Below are 14,284 nucleotides of genomic sequence, written 5' to 3' on the forward strand. Positions count from 1 at the left end.
TGATTAGACCTCTCCCTTTTCTTTAGTAGTCAATAAAGCACGCAGCGCCAATTCATAGCCATTCAGCCCCAGGCCTACAATTTGACCCTTTGTTACAGGAGCGGTAACTGATTGATGACGAAAAGGTTCTCTGGCATGGACATTTGAAATATGTACTTCGATTACTGGAACTGAAATAGAGGCAATTGCATCTCTTATTGCATAACTATAATGGGTGTATGCTCCCGGATTTAAAATAATCCCCGCAGCCGAGTGTGCATCCGCTTCATATAGCGTATCAATAATTGCCCCTTCGTAATTAGATTGAAAACACACCAATTGAGCGCCGAGTTTTACTGAATGATTCGTTAACCACTCTTCAAGATCTGCAAGAGTCGTACTTCCATAAATATCGGGCTCTCGCTTGCCAAGATAATTTAAATTTGGTCCGTTGATTAAATAAATTTTTTTATCCATAACCAGGCTCCCGTGTTTTAAAGTGATATTAACAATTTTAACACAAGAGTGAAAAATACCTCTATAGAATTACTGAACAGGTTCGACTTTTTCTTTCTTTCCTTCCTTCGCTTCCAATTCCCTTTCATGGTATTCATAACTGATGGAGTATCCCACAAATAGTCCATATAAAATAAAAATACATAATGTCGTCACAATTGTATCTTTGGATAATTCCCACACCGTTTTCATTCCTGGAAATAAAGGTCTTAAAACCAGGAAAGCTATTCCCCAAATTACAACCCCATAGCCGATACCCACCCAATAAGATGTTAGTTTACGAAAGATATAAGAGTAGATATAGGCAAAAATGATAGAAATAATGCACAGGCATACTATTGAGAGCGCCACTCCCATCCATCCTTTCACAAAATCTGCTTTCACCCATGTACGAAGCAGGAATGTTGGACCTATTTCTGTAAAATGAAAATAGTTACAGATTTGAAATATCCCTCCCCAAAGCAGTCCTCCAAAAAATCCAACAGAATTAACCACAGCATAATAGCCCATCGGCTTTTTCAGCTTTTCTTTCGCTGTTTCCATTTTCCAATCACCTCACAACTGCTAGTATGTGCGAAATAGGCAAAGTTCATAAGAAAAATGGAAACAATCACTAGTGAAAATGAGAAAAATTCTGTAGAATAGATAGTATATATAACTTAACTATTATGGAGTGATGAAAAAATTGGATAATAAGCCAATCTACGGCGGACAGGCTGTAGTGGAAGGTGTTATGTTTGGCGGCAAACATTGCACCGTAACTACTATTAAACGAAAAGATGGTTCATTTGAATCCTATGCACTACCAAAAACCAGCCATCCCCTGCTGATCAAATTAAAAAAAATCCCGTTTCTGCGTGGGATTGTGGCCTTATTGGAATCCAGTGCTATCGGCTCCAAACACTTATCATTTTCAACAGATCGATATGATGTTGACCCTGCGGATGATCATAAAATTCAAGAAGAAGAAACATCCAAACTGGGTATGATTCTGGGTGTAGCAGGCGTGGGAATTTTATCCTTTATACTGAGTAAATTACTTTTTACTGTGGTACCCATCTTTTTGGCTGTTATCTTTAAAGGCATTGCCCCTGGAGAAACAGTACAAGTATTATTGGAGGGGTTTTTTAAACTCATATTATTGCTCCTATATATCTATATTGTATCGTTGACACCGCTCGTAAAGAGAGTTTTTCAATATCATGGAGCTGAACATAAAGTTATCAATGCATTTGAAAGCAATAAAGAGTTAACGGTGGAAAATGTTCGTAACGCCTCGAGACTGCATTATCGATGCGGAAGCAGCTTTATATTGTTCACCGTGATTGTTGGTGTATGTATATATATGTTTGTTCCTTCAGATGTACTTTATATCCGTATTTTAAACCGAATTGCTTTAATTCCAGTCGTACTGGGTCTATCGTTTGAAGTTTTGCAGTTAACGAATAAAGTTCGTGATCTTCCTGTTTTACGGTTTTTAGGATATCCGGGTCTGTGGCTGCAATTATTAACAACCAAAGAACCCAATGATGAACAAATTGAGGTAGCAATCGTTTCCTTTAACAAAATGCTCGAAACAGAAAATAGCTATAAACAAGGTTTAATGGAAGAAAAAATAGTGTAAAGAATATTAAAAGAAAAAATAAATTCCTTGCCGACTGTTTATCTTTTCCTAAATATGCCAATGATACTCTTAAAGGAGGTGCTTTCTGTGAATCGTAAGAATTCGATGATTTTTGTTTATATCCTTCTTGGTTTCGCAGCTTTGGGACTTATATCCACCTTAAGAAATGATCCGTTCCAACTGATTAAAAATGTGCTCGTTGGAGTCGTCGTTGTTGGTTTAATGTATTTTATTTTTACACGATTCAGGAAAGGTAACTCGGGTAAAGAGTATCAGGCATACAGCAAGGCGGCCCGAAAAACAACTAAGAAGAAACGTAAATATCAAATAATGAAAACAAAAAGAAGCAGAAATAATTCACATGGATTAACTGTTATTTCTAAAGAACAAAGGATTAACAGACCTAAGAAAAAGTCAGACGTCAAACTGACTGTCATAGAAGGAAAGAAAGCAAGAAAAAAAAACCGCGCCCTTTTTTAAAGAGCACGGTTTTTTATTTTTGCTATATCCGCAAAAGACGTCCCACATTATGAAGATTCAACTCTTGCATAGCTCGAATTTACCATAATAAGACGACCCAGCTCACAAATCATCCCAAAAGGATATTACGCTCTTTTAAAATCTCCACAGTATAACCATGGAAAAAGACCATCTAAAAATCGTTCGGTTGCCGGCATAAAATAGGACCCATAATGATAGTCTGGATCTAGTGTTGTGATAATCCAGGTACCTTTCGTTGATTCTTCATCAATGTACAGCACGGAACCACCATCTTCTGTTGCAATAAGAGTGGTTGCATGCTCAGGTGGCCAAAATACTCCATGTTGATGCCATGTTGAATCCTCCAACGAAATATAATTGAAAAATTCATGTTGATCATTTTTAGCAACTAAGCCACTGCTTGCATTTTCCTCAAGCCACCACCAGAAATTGGTTGGGCGTTCTTCCCACTTTTGATTAGGAAGCCATTCCCATGGTTGTGGACCCATAGCCACAATAATACCACCTTGATTGGCAAATTTATAAAATTTATCTTTATTATCAAGCAGTATTTGGCCATTTAATTGAGAAGGGATTATCAACACATCGAACCCTGTTAAATCGAAATCTTTCAATTCAAGCTGATAAATAAGAGAATCTATAAACTGTGCATATTTTGGTTCATGAAATGTTCTATAATGTGGGGCATGTCCGCCGTAAATCACTGCTATTTTTCTCATGATACCTGAACTCCTTTTGTACGGTCTGCTTCCTTTTTAAGAACCTCGATGAATTGAGGAGTGATTCGGTTTGATGTATTTTTTCGATTTTCATACCCAAATAGATTTCGTCCAGCATGGACAATAACTGTCCCTTTCGTTGTTTCACGATCAATATATGTAATTACCTTTCCATCTGTAAATGTTAGGCAAACTTCTGCATTTTTTGGTGGAAGGTAATAACCTCTTGCAAAGAAACCTGCAACTCCCTTCGTATAAACCATATCCTCTACTTCCACACCTCTAAAGATGGATGAATTTTCAGGTACTTCTACTAGGTAATCCTGATAGCCGCGAATCTTTTTAGGCATCATTGGCATACACCCCGGCAGCCACGCTCTAAATAAGTGCCCACAAAAGACAACAATCTTTCCTTTATTTAGAAATTGTTCAATTTTTTCTTTATGTGAATACAGATATTCCTGATCTGCAAAATCCGTAACAACCAAGACATCGTATGAGTCTAATTTAATAGTAGCCAACTCGTACTCTTCTATCTTAGTATGTGAGCCGGAAGATAAGTCTGTTTTATAATTAAACGCATGATTAGGACACAGTTCCAGTATATTAAGTTCCATTGTTTTCTCCTCCTTGTGTTTTGTAATCTAGCTTCAGGACCTAACCGCTCGAGTCATAAGGGAGCTGCTGCGGGAGAGAAAAAGTGCTCTCCCTACGCACCTCCTCTTATGCTTGTCGCGGCTGAACAAGGCCCTTTAGCTTTTTAGTTAATCTAGCTTCAGGGCCTAACCGCTCGAGTCATAAATGTAGATGCTGCGAGAGAGAAAAACACACTCTCTACGCATCTCCTCTTATGCTTGTCGCGGCTGACCAAGGCCCTTTAGCTTTTTGTTTAATCTAGCTTCAACTCCTAGTCCCTCGAGTCATAAGCATAGCCTCTGCAGGAGGATAGAACGCCTCCCTACGTGCCTCCTCTTATGCTTGTCGGAGGCCAACAGGATGTTGGTCACAAAGACGTTGCCACACGACGTGGCGTATTTAGTCTTTGTTCCTTAATTCAGTCGTCTCCGCTTTTTCTGTGATCTATTTTCAAAGTAAAAGCATGCGTCTACCAATTTTTTTGTATATGGATGTGTGCAATGGTAAAGAATTTGAGAGGGAGGCCCGCTTTCGACAATGGTTCCTTCCTCAAGTACCATCATTCGATCCGCTACATTACTGATCGACTGAATTCGGTGAGTAATGTATAAAACAGACATATGAAATTCAACCTGAAATTTCTTTAAAAGATTTATAATTAATTTTTCTGTTTGCGGATCCAGAGCAGAAGTGATTTCATCGGCTATTAATAGTTTAGGATTCATTAATAAAGCTCTGATAATAGCCAATCGTTGTTTTTGCCCGCCGGAACATTGGCTTGGTTTTTTTCCCAATAAATCCATTGGTAAATCTGCTATATCCATTAATTCTTTAATTTTCTTCTTAATAGATTCTAACTTTTCTTTTTTAAGTACAAGCGGTTCCATCAAACTTTTTTCCATCGTCCAAAACGGATTAAAAGAACGCTCAGGATTTTGATAAATATATTGTATTGTACAACAAGGTTCTGTTTCGATAATTCCACTTGTCGGTGATTGAATCCCCATAATGATTTCGGCGGTTGTGGATTTGCCGGATCCTGATTCTCCAATTAAACAAACAAACTCATTGCACAAAATCTCAAAATTGATTTCCTTAAGTACTGTTTGATTATGGTAGCTTTTATTTACATCATGAACCCTTAACATTTATTGCACTTCCTTCATGAGTTTTTTATCAGCTAAACTAAAAATCCGGTCTGAGATTGCATAGGCCACATCCAAATCATGCGTGATAAATAAGAGACTGATACCATGTGATCGAACTCTATTTTCAAGGAGTTCCACTATTTCTTTTTTCAAGATCGGATCCAATGCACTTGTACATTCATCCGCTATCACAAACGCGGGTTTATGTACCAAAGATAGTGCGATTAGCGCCCGGCTTAACATGCCTCCAGAACATTCATGCGGATATTTATTCAGAATATCCTTACTTAAAGCGACTTCTTCTACACTTTTTTCAGCTTGTTCAAGGCTTATACCTGTTTCTAAAAACTGTTCTCTCAAATTTAGTACGGGATTAAATGCCACTCGGGCATCCTGGTAGATAAATGAACATGTTTTCCAATAGTGCTTTTTCTTAAAGGATTCACTCCTAACTGACTCACCGTCATACGTAACATCACCTATCCAGTTCTGCACCGGCAATAAGCCATATAGGGCCCGGGCTATCGTTGTTTTTCCACTGCCGGATGGACCGATTAAACTGACAATCTCTCCTCTTTTAATGGTAAAGTCGATATTCTCAACAATTGTTTTCTCATCGTATGAGACAGATTCCAAATGACAGCATAAACCTTGAGACTTCTCAACAGTAGCTAAGGGTATTAGTTGTTTTTTCGCCTTTTGTGGCTTTTCCTGCTTCTTCTCCAATAAAAAGGCTAGTGAAATCGTTGTGATGAGCAGCATAACCACTGGCGGTAAAACAATCCAAATCCATTGACCGGTTAGAAAAATAGATGTCTGGGAGAAAGCTGAATTCAACATGCTTCCCCACGATATTACATTTGGATCACCTAAACCCAAGAACGCTAAACCTGCTTCTGTCAAAACAGCAGATTGAAAGGTCATTACAAATTTTGTTTTTATAATAGGCCGTAATTGCGGTAGAATATGAGATTTCAATACATAAAAAGAACTGCCTCCAAATAGGGCGGAAGCCTTTACAAACTCTCTTTCTTTTAACGCTAAAACAGAGGATCGAATAATTCTCATATATCCCGGCCACGATAACAGACTTAAAATGACAACAAGCTGAACAACGCCGGCTCCTGTAAACGCAACAACCAATAAAATTAAGAGCAGGTTGGGAAGGACTAATAAAATATTGGCCAATCCATTAATAAACTTATCGAATCTCGGCAAATAACCCGCTGCCAGGCCCAGTAATACACTCAAAACTGTTGAGCACAAAGCTATACAGAGCCCGATTAAGACACTCGTTCGCGTGCCGTATAATAATTGGCTGAATATATCCTGTCCCAATCGATTTGTTCCCAGCAAGTGCTGAGATGATGGAGTTTCAAACAAACCACCGCTATAATCCATTGCGGAATAAGGTGATAATATTGGACCCAAGAATGCAAGCAAACCCACAAAAACTATACATAATAAAGGGAGCTTATAAAGCTTTTTCAATATACTCGCCCCCTTTAACTCGCGGATCTAACCTCGGGTATAAAGAATCGGCCAGTGCATTGCAGTTCAAAATCATAACCGAAAATAATAAAAACAGTCCATGCATCAATGGATAATCACGGGAAAGAATAGACTCTTTTAATAATTGCCCAATTCCCGGATAAGAGAATAATGTTTCTACAAAGATTGCACCTGTAAAGGTGAAGCCAATTCTTATCATGATCAGTGTAAAAATAGGTATTAAAACATTTTTAAAGGTATGTCGGTAAATTAAACGAAATTCCCTTACGCCTTTCATCTTGGCAAATTCTATAAAAGGCGAGGAAGCTACCTGAATCGTTTCATTTCGAACAAGCAAGTAGATTCTTGTCAGGTTCACAGTGGTAAGTGTAACTATCGGTAAAATGGCATGCTTTGCAGTATCTTTAACCTTTGCCCACCCCGATTCACCGTCCATAAATGGCGTATGGGCTCCGCTCATTGGAAGAATATTAAGCATTACAGCAAATACGATCAGCAATAGCATTCCGAATAAAAATTCAGGTAAAGCACCAATAGCCAGCATTGTCGACATTAATGTTTTATCACCTTTCCGATGATTCACCCACCCGGATAACAATCCTAGAACAATTCCGATCACGATTGATAGAATAGAAGAAATCCCAACAATCCACAGCGTATACGAGATGTGGCCCATTATGATATCTGTAACAGGTAATTTATATGTATAAGAAAACCCAAAATCAAGCTGAACAAGGCCGATTAAATAATCAAGAAACTGTTCAGCCATTGAGTCATTTAGCCCATAATAGTCAATCATGGAATTTTTTTGCTGCTCTGTTAAGGTCGCTCCACTTTCCTGCCCCTCCAAATATTCGAGAGGTCCCCCTGGCATAAGTCTGGGGAGACAAAAATTTAATAGGATCAAGATAAGCAGAATTGAACCGTACAGCTTAAAAACTTTACTCATAGTCAATAAACGCTGCCTTGTTATCTGTCAATGGAATGCCATCTGCGATACCTCCGTAGGTGTTAAACCAGCCATCAAATACTTTGGCATCATATACAAAATAGAATGGGCGATGGTAAAGGACTAATGTTGGCAACTCTTCGGATAAAATATCCTGTATAGAATCAATGGTTTCTTTGCGTACTTTTCCATTTTGAGATAATTGCAAGGTGGCAAGATTGCTAAATTCTTTATGATTAAATACTGCATTGCCGGCATAAGCATTACTTGCCTGACCTGAGAACCATAAACGGAGGAAGTCAGGGTCTCCGCTTAATCCAATATGACCTGTAAGAGCCATATCATATTTGCCCTCACTTAAAGCAGTTGTAAAGGTAGCTGTGTCCACCGTTTTGATTTCCAAACTAACCCCAACATCCGCGAGCATCGATTTCATTAATTCCGCTTCCTGTGAAGTAGAGGAAACTAAAACTCTTAAACCTAAATCTTCCCGTATTCCTTTTTTATTTTTTTCGTAGCCAAGAGAATCTAACATCTCATTTGCTTGATCCACATCATAGCCATATTGTTTTACCTCTTCATTAAACCATTCGGAATCCGGAGGAATCACCCCTCCACTGCCAATCAAGGTATTAGAATTCCCCAATACTTTTTCAGCTATCTCCCCACGATTCAGTGCATAGGCAAGAGCTTGACGGAGTCTTTTATCGCGTAATTGTTCATCCTCTAAATTAAACACAATACGTACAGCACTTCCTGTCGGATTACTTTGAAGTGCCTTATACCCTTGATCTTCCATCTGCTTCACTTCTGTATAGTTATAGGTCATGCCACCGGATATTTCACCCTTTTGCAGAGAAAGCATATTATTCTCTACATTTAGGTATTGAACTTCTTCAACTGTCACATCACCTTTAAAATAATCCTCATAAGCCAAGTAACGATAATTGCCAGTGGAATTATTATAATTGTCGAGAATATATGGACCTGTCCCAATTAATGCATCTTTTTCCGTATATTCGAGCGGATTGTCGATTTCCTTCCAGATGTGTTCCGGAATAATTGGCAGAATACCAGCGATTTCAGTGATAAACGGAGAATATTCCTCTGTTAATGTAATCGCAACTTTATAGTCTGAGATTTTCCTTAGCGAAGCTACTTTTGACATATCAGCGTTCCATTGGAAAGCGTGCTTTTTAAAGTAGTTATATGAAAAAACAACATCATCCGCGGTTAATGTTTCACCATCGTGAAAATGCACATTTTTTTCCAAATTGAAAGTATAGGTTAGCTTGTCCTCAGATACTTCCCATGAAGAAGCCAACCAAGGAATCACTCCTGCCTCATTTTTCCATGTAAGAGAGTCAAAAGTAAAGCTACTACGCAAATAACCTCCAGGCCCATTTGAAGTAAACGTAAACGGAGAAGGAAACCCGCTATCTCCCCACGCAATCTTTACGACTTTATTATTATCTTCCGCCTTTGAATCTGCATTTTCATTTGATGAAATGTTACCACTAGAACATCCAGCAAGCAGGATGATTACTGATGCCAGTAAAAATGAAATCCTATTCATTCATGCAACTTCCTTTCAACTATTAGTTGATTATTATCATATATTAGTTGATAATGATTATCAATATCATTATTGTGAAAAATTATACTATTATTAAAAATGCGAAAAACGTCCTACTAAACAAACCGCCCTATTTCTCCCTAAAAAATGGTAAAGTTTAACAAATGAGAGGGGTAATCTTATAAACTATCAATGCATTACTATATTGTTTACCTATCACACTTTTAAGAAAAGGCTTTGTTAATTGTTGATCTATAAGCTGGTTGATAATTGTGATTGTCTGAGACTCCTTGCTTAGAAAAATGAGACCATGGCAGACTCACAGGCGTAAATGCCGAGGAGGCTCCCGGACCACCTGCCCGCGGGAAGCGAAGAACAAAGCAAAAAAAAAAGCACCCTGCCATTTCGCATGTGCTGTAAATAATTTTATTAATATCATTTAATTCGATAAACCCAGCCCTTTAAGAACTGAATTGCTGCTTCACTCCCTTGTTCGATTAATCTGATTCTGCGTTCATCCGACATGGAAAATTCTAAAAATCCAGTCTCCTTTACTGGAATAAACAAAATATTACTGACAAATTTTCTTGATATATATCTGGAATCATGCGCATTTCTCATCGTTTCAAATAAGGATGTAAAAAGTTCAATCGCATTATCAATCTTGCGTTCCTGAACTAATGTTTGCTGGTTTTCAGGAACAATCCTTAATCCTAATACAGGCCTTTCCGGAATGACATTTTCCCGATCGAACAACCACATCGGAAAATTACTTAAAACGCCTCCATCTACTACAATTTTTTTCTGTCCAACCGTACGTAATATAATCGGTTGAAAGAAAAAAGGAACAGAGCAGCTCATACGGATTGCTCTTGCCACTGAAAACTGTAGGGGGTCTATATTGTATTTAATCAAATCATCCGGCAAGACCATCAAGCTTGCATTTGTAAGGTCGGAGGCAATTATTCTCAATTGCTTATCTGGAAGATCTGCGAATGTCCTGATGTTCTTTTTCGCTAACACTTCCTCAATCCACAATTCGAGTGCATCTCCTTTATAGATCCCCATACTCCAATATAATTTAAGCCATCTGGCAAGCGGAAATCGGATTCTTTTCTTTGATTCCAACAACTTCGTTAATTTAACTGTTTGCATAAGTTCGTATACTTCCCGTCCAGAATACCCTGCGGCAATAAATCCTGCAATGATGGCTCCTGCGCTTGTTCCCGCCATCCTTTTAAACTTGTATCCCCGTTCTTCCAATTCCATCACTGCACCTATTAGCGCAAACCCCTTAATACCTCCCCCAGAAAACACTCCATCTATAAACAAATAAACCCCTCCCTCTGGATTTATCGTCTTTACACATTACTAAGCAGAGGGAGAGGATTTTAGAACACATCAGGTAAAGTACTGAATTTCTGCATTTGGGAAAAATTCATGGATTGAATTTTGGATGTGGGTTTTTAAAGCATTTGCTTCATCATCAGGATATACATACTTTCCTATGCCATATTTCCCCCACTTATATTTCCGCTTTGTTTCATCCATTTCAAGCTTAGTCTTAGGATATCTAGCCTGTATGACTTTTTTTGCCGGTTTCGTAAAGCGATGTTGGATGAGTTCAAAACTGATATTCATCATTGACAACTCTGCACCCAATGAATGCTTTAATCGTTCAAATAATTCGTAATATCCATCTTCCCAGCCTTCATGCATATAAATCGGAGCCACAATAAACCCCAGCTGGTACCCGGCAGCTGCGACTTTTCGCGCAGCCTCCAGACGCTCATCAAACGAGGAAGTTCCAGGTTCAAAATTCTTTATCACATAACGCGAGTTGATGGAAAACCGAAAACTTGTTTTTCCATTATGCCTAGCATCAAGTAAATGGTCGACATGATGAAATTTCGTCACAAAACGTAGTCTTCCGTATTCTGTACTGCCAATGAAATTAATTGTTTCTTTTAAGGAATGTGTGAGATGGTCAATCCCTACAATATCCGATGTACATGCTGCTTCAAACCGGGTGATTTCAGGCGCTCTTTGTTCCATATATTTACTCGCCTGGTCAAATATTTCTTCAAGATTCACATAGACTCTAATATAAGGCTTACTGCCGAGAGTCGTTTGTAAATAACAGTAATGACAGTGCCCCATACATCCTGTAGCAAGGGGAATTGCATACTCAGCAGATGGCTTTGACGTATCAAACTTTAATGTTTTTCGTATTCCAACCACCATAGTAGATTTGGCGACTCGATATTTTTGCAACTCATTATCACCCGGTAGATCTCGAATCTGATTATGGGAAGTCGTTTGCCTAATCTCAACAGGCAGGCTCTGAAATTTTTCATATAGTGCCTTTCCCAAAGGATACTCCAGGGCTTTTGGTTCAAAATAAACTAATTGAGGAATAAATGGTTTCATTTTTTTCACCTACTTTAAAGATAGTATGTACAGAAACACAAAAAAGGATGGCGTCAATCATTGCCATCCTTTTTCCTATAATTTTCTATAAAGTTATATTATAAACCGCATTTAAGCTGAGCTCCACAGCTTGTACAAGTGTTGCATCCACCGAGCTCCTCCACTTTCCCTTGACGGCAAACCGGACATGTATTTCCTACTTCACTTCCAATTGTTACGCTTGTTGATTCCAGGGCATCGATTGTATCAACAAGTACAACATGCTGCTTCGTATGATGTGGCTGTGCTGAATGATCCGTATCAGATTCAGCACCTTTCAATGTTAACACTTGCGTATCACGGCTTCCATCGACATATACCGTACCGCCTTTGGCTCCACCTTTATAGAGACGTTCATAGACTCTTTCTACCTGCTCAACAGTATATCCTTTAGGAGCATTTACTGTCTTACTGATAGAACTATCAATCCAGCGTTGGATGATGCATTGTACATCAGCATGTTTCTCAGGTGTTAAATCCATCGCAGAAATAAACCATGACGGTAGATTCTCGCTGTCTGCATCAGGATTGCGATGTAGATATTCTTCTACGATATCTGCTTTCACTTCGATAAATTTACCAAGACGTCCGCTTCTGAAATAAGTGAATGAGAAGTATGGCTCCAGTCCTGTAGAAACGCCAACCATTGTACCGGTACTTCCAGTAGGAGCAACGGTTAATAAGTGTGAGTTGCGGATACCATATTTCATAATACCATCACGAATATGTTCAGGCATTTTCTTCATATAACCAGTATGAATAAATCGAGTGCGTAATTCTTTTGTTTCTTCTTCAGAGCTGCCAATTAAGAATGGGAAGCTGCCCTTTTCTTTCGCAATCTCAATGGATTCCTCATATGCAGCTGTCGCTATTGCTTCAAATACAGAATCTACCAGCTTATTTCCTTCTTCAGATCCATATTCTTTTTCACAATAAATAAGCATATCATGAAGACCCATTACGCCAAGACCTACACGTCTTTCTCCCAATGCCTGCTTTTTATTGTCTTCAAGGAAGTATGGAGTCGCATTAATTACATTATCCTGCATGCGCACGCCGACTTTAACCGTTTGTTTCAGTTTCTCCATATCCACTTGTTTGCGATTTTTATCTGTCATTTCAGCCAGATTAACAGCAGCTAAGTTACATACAGAATATGGTGCTAACGGCTGTTCTCCACATGGGTTGGTTGCAACCACTTTTTGTCCGTATGCTTTGGCATTTGTCATATCATTTGCATTATCGATAAAGAAAATGCCCGGCTCAGCAGAATAAGTCGCACATATATTGATTAAATTCCATAACTCACGCGCTTTAATTTTACGATATACACGAACAGCATACCCGAGTCTTTCCCATTCGCGCACATCGCCGCAATCTGCCCATTTTTCGTTATAGTCTTTCATTGCTTCTTTATTATAAGATTCAACATCCGGGAAACGAAGTTCATATTCCGTATCATTTTCAACGGCTTCCATAAATTCTTTTGTTAAACACACTGAAATATTCGCACCTGTTAAAAAGTCGGGATTATGAACGTTGTCTATTCCGCCAGCTGCAAGTTTTTCTTCTGCTTCCTTGATTATTGCCTCATTGAAACCACCGTATCCCTGGATGGTTTTATAATTTAAAATGCCTTGGTACATGGCTTCTTCTTGCTTCGTTAATGGTGTAAACTTCAATTTATCAGATGCATGCTTACGGATTTCTTCATCCTCGCTGACCTGCATTAAGAAACGCAAAATTTTTGGATTTTGCATTTTCGAAATAATAAATTCAACGATGTCCGGATGCCAATCAGACAGCATAATCATTTGAGCTCCACGACGGGATCCGCCTTGTTCTACCAAGTGAGTTAATTTCGCGATATCATCCAGCCACGAAACTGCACCGGAGGATTTGCCATTTACACCGCGTGCCAGCGTATTTCTAGGACGCAGAGTAGATCCATTTGTTCCAACACCGCCTCCGCGACTCATGATTTCCATCACTTGTTTACGATGCTCAGAAATCCCTTCTCGGCTATCATTAATAAATGGCATAACATAGCAGTTAAAGTAGGTTACTTCTGTTTCAGAGCCAGCACCATAAAGAACCCGGCCTGCCGGAATGAAATTTGTTTGAACCAGTTCATTATAGAATTTGTCAAACCATTCCTTGCGTTTTTCTTCTGTTTTCTCAACTTGCGCCAACCCGCGTGCATTACGTTTAGCAATTTGCTCATAATAAATTTCAAGCGGCTTCTCTATTACGTCCAGAGATTTACAAATTAAGCCGGTTTTAATTTCATCATGCTTATCTAAAGAGGAGCGAAATTCTTCTTCGATCAGAACGTGAGCTTTCTTCGCTTCCCAATCAATATGTTGGATGTATCCAAGTCCACGTGCAGGAAATTTAGGGTCTTCTTTAATCGTTAGTACAACAAAATCTCCATCAGTAAGTGTAATCTTTTCAGTGTCTTTGAAGGAATAACGATCTATCATCACAAGCCTTGAAACACCCTTATACGTCTTATTCATGTCTGGAGTAATTGGAAAAACTTGTGGAAATTGGGCTATATCTTTATTTAATCTTTCGACATTTATAGACAACTTGCGATTTGTAACTATTGACAATTCGATCTCTCCTTCAACCAATAATTTAATCTAGTATTTC

At 38.6% G+C, this 14,284-nt stretch carries 13 protein-coding genes; 2 read left to right on the forward strand and 11 right to left on the reverse strand.

Annotated features, from left to right (window positions below):
• Nucleotides 1-3: 3 nt before the first annotated feature.
• Both aroQ and AC4G3L_RS04575 read right to left on the reverse strand, forming a co-directional pair.
• On the reverse strand, nucleotides 4-456 hold the full coding sequence (gene aroQ, locus AC4G3L_RS04570; RefSeq protein ID WP_491075784.1) for a type II 3-dehydroquinate dehydratase: 453 nt from the start codon (nucleotides 454-456) through the stop codon (nucleotides 4-6).
• A gap of 69 nt (nucleotides 457-525) precedes the next feature.
• Complete coding sequence (locus AC4G3L_RS04575; protein ID WP_491075785.1) at nucleotides 526-1,038, reverse strand: YqhR family membrane protein; 513 nt, start codon at nucleotides 1,036-1,038, stop codon at nucleotides 526-528.
• A gap of 133 nt (nucleotides 1,039-1,171) precedes the next feature.
• Here AC4G3L_RS04575 and AC4G3L_RS04580 point away from each other — a divergent pair, with 133 nt between their 5' ends.
• Together AC4G3L_RS04580 and AC4G3L_RS04585 are read left to right on the forward strand one after the other, a co-directional pair.
• Nucleotides 1,172-2,119, forward strand: a complete 948-nt coding sequence (locus AC4G3L_RS04580; protein WP_491075786.1) for a DUF1385 domain-containing protein — start codon at nucleotides 1,172-1,174, stop codon at nucleotides 2,117-2,119.
• An 87-nt stretch (nucleotides 2,120-2,206) separates the two neighbouring features.
• Nucleotides 2,207-2,599 (forward strand): SA1362 family protein, encoded by a 393-nt coding sequence (locus AC4G3L_RS04585; protein WP_491075787.1) that lies wholly within the window; start codon nucleotides 2,207-2,209, stop codon nucleotides 2,597-2,599.
• 125 nt (nucleotides 2,600-2,724) lie between these two features.
• Here the strand turns inward: AC4G3L_RS04585 and AC4G3L_RS04590 are convergent, their stop codons facing one another.
• The 9 genes from AC4G3L_RS04590 to AC4G3L_RS04630 all read right to left on the reverse strand — a co-directional run bounded on the left by AC4G3L_RS04590 (nucleotide 2,725) and on the right by AC4G3L_RS04630 (nucleotide 14,244).
• Nucleotides 2,725-3,339, reverse strand: coding sequence for a hypothetical protein (locus AC4G3L_RS04590; protein WP_491075788.1), 615 nt, complete (start codon nucleotides 3,337-3,339; stop codon nucleotides 2,725-2,727).
• Nucleotides 3,336-3,956, reverse strand: a complete 621-nt coding sequence (locus AC4G3L_RS04595) for a phosphate starvation-inducible protein PhoH (RefSeq protein ID WP_491075789.1) — start codon at nucleotides 3,954-3,956, stop codon at nucleotides 3,336-3,338. Before AC4G3L_RS04595 ends, AC4G3L_RS04590 begins: the two co-directional genes overlap by 4 nt.
• 432 nt (nucleotides 3,957-4,388) lie before the next feature.
• A complete protein-coding gene (locus AC4G3L_RS04600; RefSeq protein WP_491075790.1) occupies nucleotides 4,389-5,123 on the reverse strand; it encodes an ABC transporter ATP-binding protein in 735 nt (244 codons plus the stop codon).
• Nucleotides 5,124-6,614 carry an ATP-binding cassette domain-containing protein gene (locus tag AC4G3L_RS04605; protein WP_491075791.1) on the reverse strand — a complete coding sequence of 497 codons (1,491 nt, stop codon included), beginning with the start codon at nucleotides 6,612-6,614 and terminating at the stop codon, nucleotides 5,124-5,126.
• Nucleotides 6,598-7,485 carry an ABC transporter permease gene (locus tag AC4G3L_RS04610; protein WP_491075792.1) on the reverse strand — a complete coding sequence of 296 codons (888 nt, stop codon included), beginning with the start codon at nucleotides 7,483-7,485 and terminating at the stop codon, nucleotides 6,598-6,600. The genes AC4G3L_RS04605 and AC4G3L_RS04610 overlap by 17 nt, the downstream gene beginning before the upstream one ends.
• Nucleotides 7,486-7,576: 91 nt before the next feature.
• Nucleotides 7,577-9,160 carry an ABC transporter substrate-binding protein gene (locus AC4G3L_RS04615; protein WP_491075793.1) on the reverse strand — a complete coding sequence of 528 codons (1,584 nt, stop codon included), beginning with the start codon at nucleotides 9,158-9,160 and terminating at the stop codon, nucleotides 7,577-7,579.
• 435 nt (nucleotides 9,161-9,595) lie between these two features.
• The gene (locus AC4G3L_RS04620) at nucleotides 9,596-10,492 is read right to left on the reverse strand and encodes a patatin-like phospholipase family protein (RefSeq protein ID WP_491075794.1); all 897 of its coding nucleotides are present in this window, start codon (nucleotides 10,490-10,492) and stop codon (nucleotides 9,596-9,598) included.
• A 69-nt stretch (nucleotides 10,493-10,561) separates the two neighbouring features.
• The gene (gene splB, locus AC4G3L_RS04625; RefSeq protein WP_491075795.1) at nucleotides 10,562-11,590 is read right to left on the reverse strand and encodes a spore photoproduct lyase; all 1,029 of its coding nucleotides are present in this window, start codon (nucleotides 11,588-11,590) and stop codon (nucleotides 10,562-10,564) included.
• Nucleotides 11,591-11,688: 98 nt separating this feature from the next.
• The gene (locus tag AC4G3L_RS04630) at nucleotides 11,689-14,244 is read right to left on the reverse strand and encodes a vitamin B12-dependent ribonucleotide reductase (RefSeq protein WP_491075796.1); all 2,556 of its coding nucleotides are present in this window, start codon (nucleotides 14,242-14,244) and stop codon (nucleotides 11,689-11,691) included.
• Nucleotides 14,245-14,284: the final 40 nt, after the last annotated feature.

The organism is Bacillus sp. z33, assembly GCF_058313615.1.